This is a genomic window from Methylomonas sp. BG-2, assembly GCF_057766305.1.
In genome coordinates this window covers 1-17,337 of sequence record NZ_JBYMAP010000080.1, presented here as the reverse complement: position 1 = coordinate 17,337, position 17,337 = coordinate 1, and the positions used below count along the sequence as shown (strand labels likewise).

At 50.9% G+C, this 17,337-nt stretch carries 13 protein-coding genes; 5 read left to right on the top strand and 8 right to left on the bottom strand.

Features of this window, described 5'->3' with window-relative positions:
* The first annotated feature begins 272 nt into the window (after nt 1–272).
* Complete coding sequence (locus AC3B8H_RS09570) at nt 273–611, top strand: hypothetical protein (protein WP_488441362.1); 339 nt, start codon at nt 273–275, stop codon at nt 609–611.
* Between the two features lie 656 nt (nt 612–1,267).
* Here AC3B8H_RS09570 and mobI read toward each other — a convergent pair.
* Nucleotides 1,268–1,747 (bottom strand): conjugative transfer protein MobI(A/C), encoded by a 480-nt coding sequence (gene mobI / locus AC3B8H_RS09565; protein WP_255187032.1) that lies wholly within the window; start codon nt 1,745–1,747, stop codon nt 1,268–1,270.
* 519 nt (nt 1,748–2,266) lie between these two features.
* Between mobI and AC3B8H_RS09560 the strand changes: the two genes are divergently transcribed.
* The 3 genes from AC3B8H_RS09560 to AC3B8H_RS09550 all read left to right on the top strand — a co-directional run bounded on the left by AC3B8H_RS09560 (nt 2,267) and on the right by AC3B8H_RS09550 (nt 7,954).
* Complete coding sequence (locus tag AC3B8H_RS09560) at nt 2,267–3,244, top strand: conjugal transfer protein TraF (protein ID WP_488441361.1); 978 nt, start codon at nt 2,267–2,269, stop codon at nt 3,242–3,244.
* Entirely contained in the window at nt 3,241–4,692 is a 1,452-nt protein-coding gene (locus AC3B8H_RS09555; RefSeq protein ID WP_488441360.1) for a conjugal transfer protein TraH, read from the top strand. Before AC3B8H_RS09560 ends, AC3B8H_RS09555 begins: the two co-directional genes overlap by 4 nt.
* Before the next feature lie 64 nt (nt 4,693–4,756).
* A complete protein-coding gene (locus tag AC3B8H_RS09550; protein WP_488441359.1) occupies nt 4,757–7,954 on the top strand; it encodes a conjugal transfer protein TraG N-terminal domain-containing protein in 3,198 nt (1,065 codons plus the stop codon).
* Nucleotides 7,955–7,964: 10 nt separating this feature from the next.
* Here AC3B8H_RS09550 and AC3B8H_RS09545 read toward each other — a convergent pair whose 3' ends face one another.
* The 5 genes from AC3B8H_RS09545 to AC3B8H_RS09525 form a co-directional block, all read right to left on the bottom strand.
* On the bottom strand, nt 7,965–8,489 hold the full coding sequence (locus tag AC3B8H_RS09545; protein ID WP_488441358.1) for a hypothetical protein: 525 nt from the start codon (nt 8,487–8,489) through the stop codon (nt 7,965–7,967).
* A gap of 197 nt (nt 8,490–8,686) precedes the next feature.
* Nucleotides 8,687–9,175: a PIN domain-containing protein gene (locus AC3B8H_RS09540; RefSeq protein WP_313729556.1), complete on the bottom strand. Its 489-nt coding sequence runs from the start codon at nt 9,173–9,175 to the stop codon at nt 8,687–8,689.
* Between the two features lie 6 nt (nt 9,176–9,181).
* Nucleotides 9,182–9,526 carry a UPF0175 family protein gene (locus tag AC3B8H_RS09535; protein ID WP_488441357.1) on the bottom strand — a complete coding sequence of 115 codons (345 nt, stop codon included), beginning with the start codon at nt 9,524–9,526 and terminating at the stop codon, nt 9,182–9,184.
* A gap of 682 nt (nt 9,527–10,208) precedes the next feature.
* Complete coding sequence (locus AC3B8H_RS09530) at nt 10,209–10,520, bottom strand: flagellar transcriptional regulator FlhD (protein WP_488441356.1); 312 nt, start codon at nt 10,518–10,520, stop codon at nt 10,209–10,211.
* Between the two features lie 18 nt (nt 10,521–10,538).
* Nucleotides 10,539–11,186: a transglycosylase SLT domain-containing protein gene (locus tag AC3B8H_RS09525; protein ID WP_488441355.1), complete on the bottom strand. Its 648-nt coding sequence runs from the start codon at nt 11,184–11,186 to the stop codon at nt 10,539–10,541.
* Nucleotides 11,187–11,455: 269 nt separating this feature from the next.
* Here AC3B8H_RS09525 and AC3B8H_RS09520 point away from each other — a divergent pair, with 269 nt between their 5' ends.
* Nucleotides 11,456–12,862, top strand: coding sequence for a Fic family protein (locus AC3B8H_RS09520; RefSeq protein ID WP_488441354.1), 1,407 nt, complete (start codon nt 11,456–11,458; stop codon nt 12,860–12,862).
* Nucleotides 12,863–12,918: 56 nt separating this feature from the next.
* On the opposite strand, the gene AC3B8H_RS09515 is transcribed toward AC3B8H_RS09520, so the two are convergent.
* Together AC3B8H_RS09515 and AC3B8H_RS09510 are read right to left on the bottom strand one after the other, a co-directional pair.
* The gene (locus AC3B8H_RS09515; RefSeq protein WP_488441353.1) at nt 12,919–14,109 is read right to left on the bottom strand and encodes a tyrosine-type recombinase/integrase; all 1,191 of its coding nucleotides are present in this window, start codon (nt 14,107–14,109) and stop codon (nt 12,919–12,921) included.
* Between the two features lie 912 nt (nt 14,110–15,021).
* The gene (locus tag AC3B8H_RS09510) at nt 15,022–16,923 is read right to left on the bottom strand and encodes a tetratricopeptide repeat protein (RefSeq protein ID WP_488441352.1); all 1,902 of its coding nucleotides are present in this window, start codon (nt 16,921–16,923) and stop codon (nt 15,022–15,024) included.
* Nucleotides 16,924–17,337 lie beyond the last annotated feature (414 nt).

Sequence of the window (17,337 nt, the reverse complement as noted above, 5' to 3'; positions counted from 1 at the left end):
ATTGGCTTAAGTTGAGAGGATTGATCTGAGAGGGGGTGGGTAATTGCTATGCTGGTGCATATCTGATTTTTTGCACCATTAGCGTGCACATGGTAATTGAATCTAAAACGAAAAATATCTAACTTATTGATTTTATAAATGGCATTGTTTGTGCTTTATTAATATGTTTATCATTCGGTCGGTTACGTTTTGTGCGTCAATCGGCAAGCGATAAAATACGAAACGAATTGAAGAAATAATTTTTACAACTGACATAAATCGGGGGAAAACCTATGAAAACAAAATTATTGACCGCCATGCTTTTAGTGGCTGGATTATTGGTCGCCTGCAGCGAGATGAACCCTCATCCGATGGACATGACCCAGGCCGTGCAAAGCGCGACAACCAAGGCCGATCATGAGGCGTTGGCAAAACATTACGAAGAGGCAGCGAAGGACCTACAGCTGAAAGTCGATGAACACAAAAAGCTGCTCAGCCAATATCAGTCCAAAAGCAACATTTACGGTAAGCAGGCCGACAGCCTGATAAGCCATTGCCGAGTGCTGATCAATGCCTATGAAAAAGCCGCCGAAGCCAATCTGAGCATGGCAGCGATGCATCGTCAAATGTAAACACTTTCGTCGAACAGCAAGCAGTCGTATTGCCAAAACCTTGGAGATGGGCCGAGGTAACAAAGCCCATCTCTCTCGCCCTGCCCATGTAACTTGATGTTTTCTTGGCCGCCATGATTACTCGATGAAAGAGAACTTTCAGAAAGTTGAATTTTCGATTTAACGACTGTCTTTTGCGGTGGGGGAGACGCAATTATTACGTCAATTTGCCCGCCAAAGACTTGATAGTCGCTTAGCAAGTGGTTTAAAAACATATTTTTCTGTGGTTTTTCACCAGTCTGTTAGGCCAAAGGATGCCTAAACTTGTCGAAATTGGATAACTACCTCGACCGGCAGGTATTGGCCGTAGTGACAAATTGTTCGCCGAAAACCGGACAGTCAACTGGATTACTGGATGCCTTGAATAGCTAAATTTGAAAGTTACCCCGGCCGACCGGTTTTGGCCGATACTGTGAGTTCGTCTTGCTCGATAGCTGACGTTTACTTCGGGTGCAAACCGAAGGTGCAAATCTGTTTAGGGTTGTCCGAAGCCTGCCCACCATGGTTTGTGGTCCCAAGGTTATCATCAAATGATGAGCAGGCATCCGATAACCCTTAACAATTGGGGACTATGATGCTCTCTGGTTTATCGGTGAAAAGATTGTCATTTAGTCATCTCAACCGATGAATTTGTTATTGGCATCAATCACCTTGCAATATCGCTGCACCGCATCCCGAATTTTTCCCAACCGATCGAGCTGTTGCCGGATATGAGCAAACTCGGTTTCCAGTTCTTCGACTAATTCCGTCTCCCAGGCGGGTTCGTTCTTCAGCAGGTTACCGAGCGGATAACGATAGCCACGGCCTTTCTTAACGTACTGCGCAATGGGCTTAGTTTGACCGTTTTGTCGCAACGTGGCCATGCGGTACCACTCAATGCTGAAAGCGCGTTGACTTTCCCGGCAGCGGATGCGGACGCCAATTCGGCCTGATTCGCTTTTGCTGTGTTTCTGACGCTGGCTTTTCATTTGGCGCCAATAATCGTCGACCAACACTTTGGCTTGGGCCTGGAGATGATCGCACCGGGTTTCGATCCAATGCAGCAGGTCTTGTTCGGTGAGAGTGGACTGTGCGTTGACAGGATGTTCGCTGGACATGAATTTTCCTAATACTTAACTGTAGGGATAGACATGGACTATGCCTAATGGGATTTTCGGTTCATCGCGGGCCCTGGAAAGGGCCTTAGTGCATGGGTTTGCACCTTAAATGCCTACCGCAGTAGGCATGTCACTGTCATTTTCTGGATGGTTCATTTAGGCATTGCCTTCGCAAAACGGCGTGACTCATGCCTACCTAGGAAATAACGTCGGATCACGGGCCGCTCACCGTTGCCATGTTTCCCAACTAGCGTAGGGAAATCGAAAGTCGATTTCCTATTGGGATTTACGGCCCATCGCCCGTTCGCAATAACGCCAGCATTTTATGCAACCGATAAGGGATGCCGATTGCAGTTGACGCCGAATTCGCGATCGTCTGCCGTTACGGTCGCGTTCTGCGATGGCTTTTAGAACCATTTTGCAGCTGATGGCGTTTTCGTCGTCAGCTGCAAAAGTTGCTGGGATAATCTGACGGACAATGGCGCGATGAACCGAAATGCCATTTCGTTACCGATAATCATGAGTTTGTGTCTCAAAGCCTCGCTGGCGATGGGTAACGACAGCGCGCCCGAGGTTTCCTATTTTGCCGACAAACAGCGCGGCTGGTTTTGGTATGAGGTGCTGCCGGAGCCGGTTAAAAAAGCCCAACCCGATAGTCAAGCCGATCAGGAAAAACCCAAGCCTGACAACAAACCGCCCAGCGTCGTTCAGACTGAAATTGAACCCAAAACACAAAACAAGCCCTCTGCAGAACCCCAACCCCTGTCCTCGGCCTGGCTGAAGCAAAACCTCGAACATTACCTGAACCAGGCCATCGACGATCCTAGTCCCGAGAATGTCGCCGCGTTTTACTATCTGCAGCGGGTGATGATGGACAAAGCCGAGCGTTTTACCAACGCCGCCCGTTACGTGGTGATGTCCGATCCGCAACTCGACGAAACGGTGCGCCGGCCAGTGGCTACCTATGCGGCCAATGAAGCCAATCATCAGGCCAGCGTGGTGGCCGAACGCGCCCTGAAAGCGATTGCCGCCCAAGCCGGTATTTTGTTTTTCTTCCGCTCCGATTGCCCTTATTGCCATGTCCAGGCACCGATTCTGGCCATGTTGGAACACGCCTACGGTTTCAAAATCTATCCCGTGTCGCTGGATGGTTTACCGATGCCGAATGGCTTTTTCAGTCAGTTCAAACGCGATCAAGGGCAGGCCGCGATGTTGGGGGTTGAACAAACCCCGGCGCTGTTCTTGATGAAACCACCCAAGCAGATTGTGCCATTGGCGCAAGGCGCCTTGTCGCTGGAAGAAATCACCAGTCGGATTCTGCTGGCCGCCAAGGAAGCGGGATGGATCGATGCCACGCAATACCAAACCACCCAGGGCATTCGCAATACGCCGATGTTGTTACCGGCCGCCGGCAGCATCAGCCCCGCGGTCACTCAAGATCCACTATCACTGATCCAGGCATTGCAACGCAGTGCACAAATGGGGAGCACGCCATGAAGTCGATTTCCTTGTCTCTGCGCTATCGCCAGGTGCTGGTATTGATTCTGTTGGTCGAGTGTGCCGTTCCAGCCTATGCCGATCTGCAACAGGAAATGGACAGCATGTTCGGCACCATGACCAACTACACGGCACCGACCGCGCATTTGGGACAGCGCCGTGGCGTGATTACTGGCGGCAGCCTTGTGGCGCGCAATGGCATCACCAACACCAATCTGGTGTCGTTCGTGCCGCCGTCGTTCAGTGCAGGGTGTGGCGGTATCGATTTGTTCGCCGGCAGTTTCAGTTTCATTAACTTCAACCAGTTCGTGCAATTGATGCGCAACGTGGCCGGCAATGCGGCGGGCTATGCCTTCCAGTTAGCCGTGGGTGCGATGTGCCCCTGGTGTGCGTCAGTGATGACCGACCTGCAAAAGAAAATCCAGGAAATGAACCAGATGTTCAGCAACTCCTGCCGTTTGGCGCAAGGTCTGGTCAACGACACGGTCAAAGCCTTCGATCTGCAGAGCAAAACCAATCTGTCCAATGCCTCGTTTACCCAAGGCATTTCGGATGTGTTTTCCAGTTGGACCAATACCAGTACCCTGGGTGATCCGGTTCAGCAGATCAAGCAGAACGACCCGACGGATATGACTAAGATCATTCAAGGTAATCTGGTCTGGCGGGCCTTGGTCAATCAAAACGCCGGCGGCTGGTTTCGCTTCGGTGGCAACAGTTTGCTCGAAGCGGCGATGAGCATTTCCGGTACCGTGATTGTCGATGCCCCGCAAGCCGCGCCCGACGGCAAAGGCGAAAACAATGCCATCAGCGCCCCACCGCCGGTGTTGCGGATCAAGGATTTGATGTACGGCAACGACGCCGGCAACAGTTATCAAACCGTGCGCATTTACACCTGCAGTGATGGTCATGATGCCGATCAATGCCTCAAACCCATTGTCCAAAACGTCAATCTGGTCGGCTTGAAGCAGCGGGTGATGGAGATCCTGTTGGGTTCGGCGAATTCCGGCAACGGCTTGATTTACAAATTCTCAACCAACAGCGGCCAGATCACCGACAGCGAAAAAGCCTTCATGCAAACCGTGCCGGATGCCATCGGCGGCATGATCCATAACTTGGCACGGGAAGATGCTGGCATTGCCAAACTGTGGGCCGAAGAAGCAGCACCGGTGATCGCTCTGGAATTGGCGCAATTGATCGTCAACGATCTATTGAATGCTGTGCAGACTGCCGCGCACATGAACGACCATGCCTACGCCAAATTGCTCATGGATGCCTTGAAGGATGCCAGAGAACAAATCCAAGATGAATACGTCACCATTGCCGGACGCTATGGCAATCCGCAAACCCTGATGGCGTTTTACCAGCAATTGATGACCACCGTGAAGCCTAAACACTATGGCACCGTGGCGCAGTTGCCGGCTTCCGGGGTGGCTTGGCCAAATCCTTAACCGCTCATTCCTTCCATCTCTTCGCTATGGATTTCTCCCACGTTGTTTAAAAGGCAGGTCGCCCATGTTTGAAATCTTCTCCGTGGGCGATTCCGCCTATTTGCAAGCTGTACTGAATGCCATTGCGATGATTTCCGGTACCGACGATTACCGCACCGCTGCGGCGGTCGGTGGTTTGATCGGTGTGATCATCGTCATCCTCCGGGCGCTGTTGCAATGGGATGGTCGCGGCATTCGTTATCAGGATTTATTGTTGGCCTATGTGTTGTGGCTGATGTTGTATGCGCCGTCGGTGCGGGTGTCGATCGAGGATGCTTATACGGGCAGCGTGGTAGTGGTCGACAACGTACCGTTGGGTCCGGCGGTGGTCGGTAGCGTGATGTCGAACATGGGCTATCGAACCACACGCTTGTTTGAGCAGGGCTTTGGCACACCGTCGATGACCGGCAATGGTTTTGCCGACAGTTTGCAGACCTTGACGGCGGTGCGGAAGAATTTGTTGTCGCGGGTGAATTTAGGCGCGGCCAACGTGCCGAACGCCGGTAGCGACATGGAAACTTCGTTTGCCAATTATGTGCGCGAATGCACCTTAACCGGTGTCGATCTAAACCAGAAATCAGTAGATGCCATTTTGCGCGATGCCGATCCGTTGAATGCCATCCGCTTTGATTCCGACATCTACATGACCCAAATCTATGTCGGAGGCCAACCGCAAACCAAAACCTGTACGGATGCCTGGGCCGATTTGAGCGTGGTAGCCAACGGTAATTTCGCGACGGCGCTGGAAGGGTTGTTGCAACCGACCTTGGGCGTACCGGCAGCAGCTGATACCGTGCCGAAAATCCAGGAGGCCTTCGATGCGTTGGCAGGGCCCGGTGTGGTCGATGCTGCCGATTACATGCTGATGTCGGCGATCATGCCGATGTTCGAGAAAGGCATCATCGGCCGGCATGAAGACGGCTTGCATTGGAACAAAGCAGCGATGGTCGAGCAAGCCATTCAGCAACGCAATACCCAATGGGCGGCTGAGCAAACCCTGTTTGCCAAGATCGTTCGGCCAATGATGGCGTTTATCGAAGGCTTGAGTTATGCCATTGCACCGATCATGGCCTTCGTGGTGATGCTGGGCAATGTCGGTATCCGGATGAATATCGGTTACTTCTCAATGCTGCTCTGGATCCAGCTGTGGATGCCTATTCTTGCGGTGATCAATCTGTTCATCCAGATGTCGGCCGCCGGCAAGATGGCGGCGCTGACCACGGCCACCTACAATCTTCCGTCGATGATGGGCATTTATCAGTTGGATATGGAGTTGCAACAATGGCTGTCGATTGGTGGCATGCTGGCCGCTTCGACACCCGCCATTACTTTGATGCTGATCTACCGCGGGGCAGTGACTGCCACCCATTTCCTGGGGCGCATGGACGGCGGCGATTATGTGAACGAGAAAATTGCCACGCCGGATGTGATCAGCCCGGCGCCGGTCTTGAATGCCCAGGCGCAACATCAATACAGTCCACTTTCAGCAGTTACCCAAACCGGTGTCGACAAGGTGCTGCCGACCTTTACCGCCGGCAAGGACATGAGTGCGGCGGTATCGTCGGCTTACAGCGCTTCGGAACAGGCGACCAGCAGCTTCATGCACAGCGTGTCGTCCACGGCTTCGAAGTCGGCGAGCATCAGCAGCGATGCGTTTGATAGCCGGTCGCTTGGCAATCAGATTGCCAGCAGTTCCAGTTATACCGATGCCTATAATCGTCAGTTCGGCGAGGCCTTTGCCAAGAAACATGCTGATACCGGGATTTCAGCCGATCAGTTCTCGGCGTTGGTGGCCGGCAGTGCCAACGCCGGGGCGAAGCTGGGTAACGATCAACTCAGCGGCGCAATCTCCGGCCGCTTGCAAAACGACTTCAAAGTCAGTCAGGACAAATCCGACGCCATTGCCGCCGACATCAGTCAAACCGTCAACGACAGTCAGGGCTATCAAGCGGGGTTGGCGAAAAGCCTGGCGCTGGATGCGCAAACCGGCACCCGAAACGTCGCCTCAATGGGACTGCAAAATCAATCGTTGTCATCACTGCAACACAGCGCAACCGATGCGGTATCCGCCAGCGAATCCTATCAACAAACCCTATCGGCCCAGCAACGCTTCGGGACGCAAGCCAGTTTCGGCGCGGCGGAAACGGGATACAAAATCGCTCATGATCCTGGCTTGATGGAACGTCTGGATCGCACGCTGGATCAATACGGCTTGCGAGGTGATACACAGCGATTGGCCTCGCAATGGAAAGCCGCCGGTTGGATCAGCGATGCCGATCAAGCTTATGCCGCCGCCGGCATGTCATTATTGACCGGTTTTTCGTCACCCGGTTACCGCACGCTGGATGATCAACAATCGCACCAGGCACAAATATCGGGTTATCAACTGCTCGGCGATGCTTTTAATGCGCCGCAAGCCGATCAAAGCTGGAATGCCAGTCGGAATGAATCGCTGAAAGCCAATGCGCCGGAAACTGGCAAGGTTCAGACGACCGTCGAACAAGCACAGCTAAAAGACCCAAGTGCAGAAACTGAATCTCTGGGTCAACGTGCCCAGGCCCAGATTCATTCAGCGACGGGGAAAGTTGCCAGCGGCGAAGCCCGTGTTGAAGCACAACATGATCGTAACCTGGCTGAGCGTGAACAAAATTCAAGAGAAGGCTTTGGGCAATTGGCGAATGTCAAAGCGGAGCATTTTAGGCAATCAATTGCGGCAGCGGCGAACGACACGCCTTCGGTAGCGGAGGCAACATACGATTACCTGGGAGGGAGTATTTATAATACCGCCAAGAATATCGAAGCCGTGGGTTCTTCTGGTGCTGAAAGCATTAAAGAATTTACTTCAAATACTACAGAAGCTTACTCGAACGGAGCAAGCTTTTGGGATTCCGTAAAATACGGAGCCTCTAAATCTTACTCCGGTTTTATTCAAACTACCCAGGCTTGGGCAGACCAAAGAATTAATGAAATCGGTGACAAATTAACGCCAAGTCAAAAATCATATTACCGAGCAGCAATGTTTGAAGCGTTCGCTGGAATATCAGTTGGTGGAGGATATAGCGGAAATTTGGCCGCAGCAAAACAACAATTGATCAAAGAGGAAGGAGACATTGATGGCAACAATATTTCAAAGTTATTGATGAGTGCAGCCGGCCAAAATCGCATGGATCTCATAGATCAGATCAGTAGCTTTAATCGAGCTAGAGGACTAATTAATTATTAAGAACCATGAATTATTTGTTGCGAAGAATTTGTCCAAAACCAACAATAAGCCCTCGCAGAATCAGGGCAAATGAGAGCATGATAATTGGTACGGTAAGTTCATTGTTAATACTCCCCAGTACCCAGGCTACAAATACTAAGGTAGCCCAATAGTAATTACTTTCATGGGAAAGACGATTTGCCAATTGTTCAATACACTGAAAAACTAATTCTGATAATGCTAGAGCAGTAAAAGTAACGAAACCAAAAAGGGCAAATGTAGAAAGTGTTTCAGGCAGCATGTCTTTTGAACTGCCCATGAATGTTAATCCAAATAATCCAGCTGCCAAGCTAAAAAAATTAAAGTGCTTTGTAGTTAATGTGCGGGTGTGAAAACGCTGCAAAAACTTCTGTAATCCACTCGGAAAACGCGCAAACGTTGCGCCGCAAAATGGACAAATCGATTTTGTTGGTTGTCCGTAATAGGTAATGACGCGCGGCACCATGATTCGATGGCATTCGGGGCAATCCACCGTTGCATGATGGGCATTAAACATCGAGTGATTTGATTGGGTTTTGACTGACGGGCTGGGTCTTTTGAACCGATCTGAGAGTGATGACTGTGAAGACATTGGCTTCTCCATGCTTAAACGTTTTGGTAATCCTATCGCGAATGAACTAACGCTCCAAGTCGGTTTTTTAAATCAAAACTATTTCAACAAGGCAAAGAAAGATTGCCTGCATATCCAACGGTTTACTCGCCGACACTTGCCAGAATTTTGTTGATCACGGTAGCCGAAATACGAAAATCTGATCGATGCAAAATCTCAAAAGCGGCTCGAGCCGACTCAATCAAACCTTGTTTCTTGGCTAGGCCAATGACTGCGGCCGTACCGACGACCTGCAGTTGATATTCTTTGGCCACAGCCCGGCCGGCACGTTCGTCCATGATCAGCAAATAGTTTTCGGGTGACGATAGCGCGATGTTGATGCAATCCGTTTCACCAACGTCCAGGTCGATATCCAAACGTGGAGTGATGGATTCATGCCATACCGTTAACCAACCTGAATCGAATGCATGGAACAGCGCTTGTTCACCCGGCGCCGATTTGCCGGGTAACACTTCCTGTTTCACCGATTCAGGTACGAAAACTTCGCCAAATAACTGGGGCAGCCAGATTAAACCCTCCACCAACGCCAGTCCGATCAATGGACTGGCATCGACAATCACTTTTTTAGGCATCAGCGATCAGGCTTTGTTGAGCCACTGGTCCAGAGTGTCCAAATCATCCTCGACTTCATCAGCCGTTTGATCGATGACGGAAATACCCAGGCGCGAGACGTGCGCAATAAAGCTGGCCAACGGCATATCGGCCAGTTTGGCGGAGCGAGCGAGGGATAAATTTCCGTCCTTGAACAAGGCTGTCGCCAAGGCCTTGCGAACACCAGGCATGCCGATGATTTTGGAGGATTTTAGGCCGACCATCACGGCATCCGGTTCGTTTCTATTCATGACCAGGACCATATCCTCATGAGCCATGCGCAACGCTTCGCTGGGGTTGTTCTTTAGACCACTGACATTGACCGTTTTCATAGTCGGATTACATAGGAAGATTGAATGGGTGGATTATATTCCTTTGAATTGAAATGAGGGCATAAAGTTTTCCCATTGGATCTTGATCTGCCCGGATAATAAGTCACCCCAATTCGGCTACGACTTAGGAGCAATTGTTAGGTAATCATTCTGGTCTTAGGGATTTGGTTTAGCACGCACATTTGACAGACCTGCTGATATTTGCAGCCATGAATAACTAAATACGGCGTATGGCAGGTCGTACAGTAAGGTAATTCTGCGAGTCCGTCTCTCAGTGCTTCGGTGATAATCCAGGCTTCATCGAAATTTGCTGGCCGTATGCGGCCAAACGGTCGGCGTTCTTGGATATGGCTTGGATAGAAGGCACAAAATGTATCCCAGGCAAACACTAGGGCGTTTAGGTCCATTTCGGCGGAGATAGCACTTGAGCAAGCGCTTCGATAGATTGATGCAAATAGCGCCATGTAAAGAAACGACTCACGTGACTGTGGCATTGCTAGGATGCTAGGGACTAGGCCAGCGACCGGACTTTCTCCGTGTAGGGAAAAGTAGAGATTACATAAGTCCTTCTGTCGAAGGGTTTTGATGACCCGGCCGGCAAATTTTGTGCGTAATCTTCGTTTCAGCAATTGATAAGCCCAATACTGATCTTTAAGCCGAGTAGCAAATGGGCAATGGTTGCTCATGACTCAGGTGGGTGGGCAGACAAGAGCATCAGAAGGTCGATGGTTCGTGCGTCGAGTGCATTAGGATCTTCATCTTTTTCGACGGTTAGAAATTTGCTCCATTTATGGGGATTGAAACGAGGGACAAAGGTCAGGCAATCACTTCTGGCCAAACTTTTTAATTGTGCGAGTGGCATCTTTCGGAGCAACGACACCGCTTCGGTCGTGAGACCTAAGCAGAACATGGCTTTCTGTTCACTTTCGGAAAATATTAAGGACTGAGCAACGATGAGGTAGTCGAGATTAAGTTTGTAGAGATTTTCGTCCATTCAGAAATCCTCGATGGACTAGAGAATCGCTCGGATCTGATCAGCCAAGGCAATCACTTTTTGCCCATACTGGATGGCGGCCGGCTCATTTTTCCAACTGTAATATCGGCCTATGCCATGTGCAAGATTGCCAGGCACCGATTGGATGGCCTCGGAGAGTACACGTGCGCCTATTTCGAGATTGGTGCTTGGTATCAAGAGTTGCTCTGGTTTCGCAACACGGTGGCCATGCCACCTAAGATTGACTTGCATCATGCCAACGTCGATATTGCGTTTACCTTGCTCCAACATTTGATTGAGTAAGGCTTCGGCTTCCTGCTGGCTGCCAGGAATATAGGCGTTGCCAGCGTTGTTGATGGCCCATGGCGAGGGTATGACTTTATTCTGGTCATCGTTTTTTCGCGATTCGGTGAGCGCAACGGCATAGAGAATGTAGGGGTCAATGCCATGTCTCCGAGCCACTTGGCCCCATAGCGTGTTCCGTAATGTGGTTTTTGAACCAGGAGACTGTTGGTTGCTACTGTTTATTTGAATGGCTCCATCAGCCATGGATTCCATAGGTTGGCTGATGAGGCAAAAGCCGCCCATCATGCCAATCCGAAGATGCTTAACAACGTTTTGAAATGGACACTGAAGCTTAAGATTTTTTGAAGGAATAATGAACATCGCAAGCTCGCTGTAATGGTCTTGATGCGAGTTTACGATGTTGTCAAAAATTCTATATGCTGGAAAAACCGCTCTTTTCGCGGTTTTTCGCCGATCCTCTGAATTTGGTTTTGCTTGATCTTGCGGTCGGTACGGAGCGTGATGACTGGAGCGGGCTGAAGTTGGATTAAGTTTAAACGTGCAACCAAGAAGTTTTTATGGCGCGATTTTTGGTTTAATGACATATTAAATGGCGCATTAAAACTAATCGCGACACCAAAAATCAAATCATGCCAAAAATAGTCCCATCAGAAGAGCTGGAGAGAATCGAAAAGCTGATTGCTCAATATCCCGAAGGTATTGGCGCGAAAGACATTGCGCAATGGCTAGATTTCGAAATTAAGGGCCGCACTTTACAACGTCGATTGGCCACAATGGTGGCAGAGCGTCGCATTGTTAGCGAAGGCGATGGACGAGCACTGAAGTATAAAGTCGTAAAGCTTGGCACGGGTATCGCCGTAGCTAATGGTGTGGATGACTCAAACTGGCATGGCGTTGACGAAGTTTACATTCCCATTTCGCCAGAAGGCGAAGAGATCAAGTTCTTTATTCGTCAACCACGAACTCAACGGTCTCCCGTCAGCTATCAGCCGGATTTCCTGGGGCAGTACTATCCAAACCACACCTATTACTTATCAGCTGGTTTACGCGAACAATTACATACCCTGGGCAGGTCGCCGTCTGAGCAAACCCCGGCAGGAACGTTTGCCCGTGACATTCTGAATCGCCTGCTCATCGACCTTTCTTGGGCTTCTTCCCGATTGGAAGGCAATACCTACAGTCGACTGGATACCGAACGCTTGATTGAATTCGGTCAGGCGGCTGAAGGCAAGGATGTCATGGAAACCCAGATGATCCTCAATCACAAGTCGGCCATTGAATATTTGGTACGCGATTCTGAACATGCCGGCGTTACGGCCGAAACCATCGTTGCCTTACATGCTTTTTTATCGGATGGTTTGTTGGCAGATCCGATGAGTTGTGGCCGCCTGCGCAATCGGGCGGTCGATATCGGCGGCAGTGTTTATTTGCCGATTGCGATGCCGCAACGGATTGAAGAGTTGTTCGGGATTGTCATGAGCATGGCGGCGGAAATTGCCGATCCATTTGAACAATCGTTTTTCCTGATGGTGCATTTGCCTTACTTGCAACCCTTCGAAGACGTCAACAAACGGGTTTCGCGGTTGGCGGCCAATATTCCGCTGATTCAACACAACCTGTGCCCACTGTCGTTTATCGACGTGCCGCAACAGGCTTATGTGGACGCGGTCCTCGGCGTCTACGAGTTGAATCGAATTGAATTGTTGAGAGATGTCTACATCTGGGCTTACGAGCGTTCATGTCAGCAATACGTTGCCGTGCAACAGCAGCTCGTACCACCTGACATCGTTCGATTACGTTACCGAAATGAGTTAGCTGAAGTCATACGAGCTATTGTCAGGGATGGACTGGCAACAGATGGAGCGGCAATTTTGGCTGGCACTCCGAATTCCGTGTCTCAGGAAGACAAGCAGAAATTTATTAATTTGGTACAAAACGAACTCAAAACGTTACATGCGGGAAATGCTATCCGTTTTGGCTTGCGTCCTCTAGAGTTTTCGGTATGGCAGGAAAAAGGAACAAAATTCTGTGATTGAATTGAACCAACAAATAACTAGGGGCTAATATTTTATTGATCTAATAAAAATCAACACTATGTGTTTTTATCTCCGCTCAACTCGATTAAGTAGTTTTCCCATTTTAGTAAGGCGCTTCGTTTTTCCTGTAAATAATCATATCTATCATAATGTTTTGAGCTTACATCATTTAGAGCATGATTTTGTATCCTATCTCTGATGCTTTTTTCAATGCCAATTTCTCCCATACGAGTCTTTACTGTTCTTCTTAAATCTCTTGGGGTAAAAGTATCGATACTGCTTATTCGCGTGATTGCGTGAGCCAAAGACGTTTTGTGTATTGGTTTTTCTTCGTTATATCTACTTGGAAAAAGATAATCAGAGTTTCCAGAATACGGCCATAATTTATCAAGTAACTTTTTAGCTAACGGAGTAATAGGCAATATCAGCCAGCGTTCGTTTTTCACTCGCTCTGGCGGGGCGCTCCAAATCATGGTGTCAAAATCAAACTCATGTTTCATTGCTCCGCAGAGCTCCCAAGATCGACAGCCATATAGCAGTAATAGTTTTGTAGCCAGATGGAATTGCTCAAGAAGGCATGTTTCGTTCCAAAGTACTTTTATTTCGGAAAATGATAATGCTCTTTCTCCTGCAACTTCCGCACTGGTATCTTTTGGAATTGCATCGACAGGGTTGGCTTGTATTTGAAAGGTAAAATCATTTGATAGGTTTTTGGGGTCGTTATCATGATAAACCCCTAATTCAAATGCTCTTCTTAAGTATGATCGAATCCGATTAGCTTGAACATTCGAGCCACGCGAGATAATGGTGTGAAGTATTTTTCTTATATGGGCTGGTGTTACGTCTTTGGCTTGGAAGTCCAAAATGTCTTTACAGTTGTAATGAAGATCTGCCTCGACTTTTTCAAAAGTTCGCTTTCCTGAATCAACCATGTGCTTGATGTAGTAGTCAAACAAATCGGCTACGCTGCCAAGTCTCAGCTCAATGCGGGATTGTGGGTCAATTCCGCGATCGATCTCCCGTCTCAGTTCACGACACTTATCCCTTGCCTCAGATAGGCTAATCGATGGGTACCGTCCTAGGCTTGCGAATTTTTGTTTACCATTTGGACCTGCATATTGAATAAAAAAGGTTACGCTTCCGGCTGGCGTCACTTTGACACCAAAGCCTTTATCGGGCCCTTTTTCATAGAGTCTATATGCCGACGGTTTTGCCTTGAGCCCTTTGATTGATTTGTCAGTAAACATAATTTCGTGGTCACTTTGTGGTCACTTGAATTCCGCAACATAAGGTCGCAGAATGAAACAACCATGAACGGATGATGTTATAAAGTTCAATATAATCGGGCATTTAGGAATGTTCTGCAACATACAGAAATACGTGGTAACATGGTCTTTAGCGACTGTTAATCACTAGGTCGGCGGTTCGAGCCCGTCCGGGGGAGCCAAATAAATCAAGGGTTTAGGCAGAAATGTCTAAGCCCTTTTTTATTGCGTGGTCACTTTGTTTTTCACTCAGTTCTGAAAAAAATTTCGTGCTTGATCGAAAAATATACGGCACCAAACGGCAAATAAAGTTTGAATGCAGTTGTAAGGCATTAAAGTGTTCCTACATCTTTTTTTTCCCTCGAGCTATTGTCAAGTTTGGTGTTCAATGCTTTGATCAAGCGGCGATCCTGTTGGCGTTATCTATTTTTCAATGCCATCCTTGAACGAAACGCCATGCCTACGATTCCGCGGGCCAGGTCAGTGCCTCAATCCTGAATTGCGTGGTCTGCGGAGGGTTTGAAATAAATATGCGACAAATTGTCGCACTTTTTCTGGACAAAGCGGTTTTAGTTGGCTAGAATGCGCCAACCTTGACTTAGGTCAAAACGAGCGAAAAAGCTCGGCGTTTTTTGAGGGGGGGAACGCAACCGTGTGAACGGTACAATAATAATAAGAGCTCAAGCAATTAACCTATCGACATTGGCGGTAGGCGTCCAGAAAACATAAAAAACAACACCGGACGAAGCCCACTTTATGTGGGCTTTTTTATGGGCGCAATATTTGTAAATTTCAAACGAACAATTCTTTTGCGGAGGGCGAGCCTGTCGCGAGAGGGCTGCGGTTCGGCGCGAATCGCCGACGACACCTAGCGATTACGCTTGGCGGGTTTAATCAAGTCCCGCCGGCTTGCAAGCGTTTTTGCAGGTCTCGCTGCTTGGCGCGGGCATCGGGCAAATTGCCGTATTCCAGCGAGGCGTCGCAATCTTTCAGCGCGGCTTCGAGCTGTCCCAATTGCATTTTGGCATAGCAACGGTTGTTGTAGGCGATCGCCACGTCCTGGCGGGAAACTTGGTCGGCGTCGTATAAGTAATCGTAACGGTTTAACGCAGCCAGCATGTTCGGCATATCGTTGCGCTTGGCGTAAAGCACCGAGATCTGAATGGCGGCATAGGCGCGGCTGTCCTGCTCGGAGTCGGCGACCTGGGCGTAATCGGCCAGCGCGGCGTCGGCTTGGCCCAGCGCCTCGTACGCTTCGCCGCGTCGGGTTAGCGCTTGCCAGTCGTTGCCGTGGTCGATCTGCGCGGCGCAGGCCCGCAGCGCGTCTTGGTGGCGCTTGAGTTTGACCAGCGCGGCGCATTGCAAATGGCTCCAGTCCTTGCGGTAAATCCCGCCCAGCTTTTCGGCGGCGTTTTGATAGACGAGGACTTGTTCGTATTGTTGATTGGCGTTGTAAAGGCCGGCCAAGCGGTCGTAAACGGCGGCGGTTTCCGCATTTTTCTCGGCCGGGTCCGGGAACGCGGCTCGGTCCAGATCGGCTAGCGCTCGCCGGTACAAGGTTTCGGCGTTGGCGGAATGGCCGGCCCGGTACCAAACCGAGGCGAGCTGTTGGTCCAACATGTAGTGGTTGTGCTGGGTGTCGGTCGCGGCCAATTCGATATTGTGGCCAAAGATTTCGGCGGTCAGTTGCAACAGGTTGTTGGCTTGGCGTTCGTTGCCCTCGGTGAGGGCGATGCCGGTCAGGATGGGTTCCAGCGCGGCGCCGAAGGCCAAGCTGTTTTGCGGGGTGTACAAGGCCAACGCTCGACGAATGTCGGATTGCAGGTCCCGGCCGGCCGCCGCGTCGCGCAGGGCCTGATCGACGCAATCGGAGCGTTTTTCCGGTGCCGGCGCGAAGCATTCGGCCCCGGCAATATCCAGCAGGTCTTCGTAGAGATTCAAATACAGCAGTTTCAATGGCGATGCGGCGGCGGCCGAATCGACGAACACCCGGGTAAACGCCAGCATCTCGGTCACCGAGCCGCCCCATTTGGGCATCAAGGTATTCAGTTGTACCCGGTAGAGCGGGTAGTAGTCCGGAAAGCGGCGGATCGCCAGACGGAAGGCGCCGTCCGTCGCCAGCGAGTTGCCGTAGCCTTGCAGGATGGCCAGCAGCAAATAGCGGCTGTAGGGATTATTGTCGTCGCGGATGATGGCTTGGGCGATGTCGGTGGCGGCCAACGCGTTCTCAACCGCGAAGCTGCCGCGATGCCGAGCGGAGACCTTGGCGGCCCAGGCGTGGCCGCGCGTGCGCCAGCCGGTGTCGTAATGGTATTGGGCGCGCAGCAAGTAGGCCAGGGCAGGTGGTTGATCTTGCGCCAGCCACTGGTCCAGGCGTTGCAGTAGCGCGGTATTGCCGGGCACGATCATCCGTTTGATGAAGCGGTCGAAGGGGGCGAAACCCCAGTCTTGGATACGGCTGCGGGTCAGTTGCGCTTCCAGTGCTTGCCCCGCGGCGGCGAAATCGCCGGCGAGCAGGGCTTGTCTGGCTTGCGCGGCCTGATCGGCCAGCGTGGGGACGATGGCGCGGCCGGCCAGCAGTTTATCGACTTCGCCGGCGATATCGACGGACGAGGCCGGGGCCGGCGGTGGCAAAATCGGTTGGATGATGCGAGCGGGCATATCCGGCGCCGCGCCGGACTGCAACAAAGTCCAGGCCAGCGCCAGGCCGGCGGTCAAGCCCAGCAGCAAAACCAGAACGATTAAGCGTGGCGAGGTCGGTTCGGGCAGCGGAAAATCGGGATCAATGTCGGTCATGGCGCATTCGCTTGCCGGATCGCCGGCGGCCTAGTTAGTTTGTTAGTAGCTTAGACCAGTTTGGAATATCTTTGTGCGTCCGGCCATGCGCGGCCTGGTTGGAACGGACCGATTGTCAAACCCGTCAGCGCCGAGAGTTCGGTGAGGAAAACATAACGGATTAACTAGGCCGCCAGGTTTGTTAGAATGCGCCGGTCTCCGCTTACGGCCGACGATATTCAACACTGAAGGAGTGATGATGAAAGGACGATTCGCGCGCCGCGTGGCGCTGGTTTTTGGGCTTTTGGGGTTGGCGGCCTGCGGCGGCCGGCCGGTACACGAGCCTGTGCCGTTGGCGGCCGCGCGGCCCGGCGAGTTGCCGGTCAAGGCATTCGCGGCCTTGCCGCTGATCGAGGATTTGGCGCTGTCGCCCGC

Bases quoted from the DNA above. Each gene is read 5' to 3' on its own strand.
- AC3B8H_RS09530 (WP_488441356.1), bottom strand. From the start codon at position 10,520: ATGGACGAAAATCTCTACAAACTTAATCTCGACTACCTCATCGTTGCT.
- AC3B8H_RS09535 (WP_488441357.1), bottom strand. From the start codon at position 9,526: ATGAAAACGGTCAATGTCAGTGGTCTAAAGAACAACCCCAGCGAAGCG.
- AC3B8H_RS09545 (WP_488441358.1), bottom strand. From the start codon at position 8,489: ATGTTTAATGCCCATCATGCAACGGTGGATTGCCCCGAATGCCATCGA.
- AC3B8H_RS09520 (WP_488441354.1), top strand. From the start codon at position 11,456: ATGCCAAAAATAGTCCCATCAGAAGAGCTGGAGAGAATCGAAAAGCTG.
- AC3B8H_RS09525 (WP_488441355.1), bottom strand. From the start codon at position 11,186: ATGTTCATTATTCCTTCAAAAAATCTTAAGCTTCAGTGTCCATTTCAA.
- AC3B8H_RS09540 (WP_313729556.1), bottom strand. From the start codon at position 9,175: ATGCCTAAAAAAGTGATTGTCGATGCCAGTCCATTGATCGGACTGGCG.
- AC3B8H_RS09515 (WP_488441353.1), bottom strand. From the start codon at position 14,109: ATGTTTACTGACAAATCAATCAAAGGGCTCAAGGCAAAACCGTCGGCA.
- AC3B8H_RS09550 (WP_488441359.1), top strand. From the start codon at position 4,757: ATGTTTGAAATCTTCTCCGTGGGCGATTCCGCCTATTTGCAAGCTGTA.
- AC3B8H_RS09560 (WP_488441361.1), top strand. From the start codon at position 2,267: ATGAGTTTGTGTCTCAAAGCCTCGCTGGCGATGGGTAACGACAGCGCG.
- AC3B8H_RS09570 (WP_488441362.1), top strand. From the start codon at position 273: ATGAAAACAAAATTATTGACCGCCATGCTTTTAGTGGCTGGATTATTG.
- mobI (WP_255187032.1), bottom strand. From the start codon at position 1,747: ATGTCCAGCGAACATCCTGTCAACGCACAGTCCACTCTCACCGAACAA.
- AC3B8H_RS09555 (WP_488441360.1), top strand. From the start codon at position 3,241: ATGAAGTCGATTTCCTTGTCTCTGCGCTATCGCCAGGTGCTGGTATTG.
- AC3B8H_RS09510 (WP_488441352.1), bottom strand. From the start codon at position 16,923: ATGACCGACATTGATCCCGATTTTCCGCTGCCCGAACCGACCTCGCCA.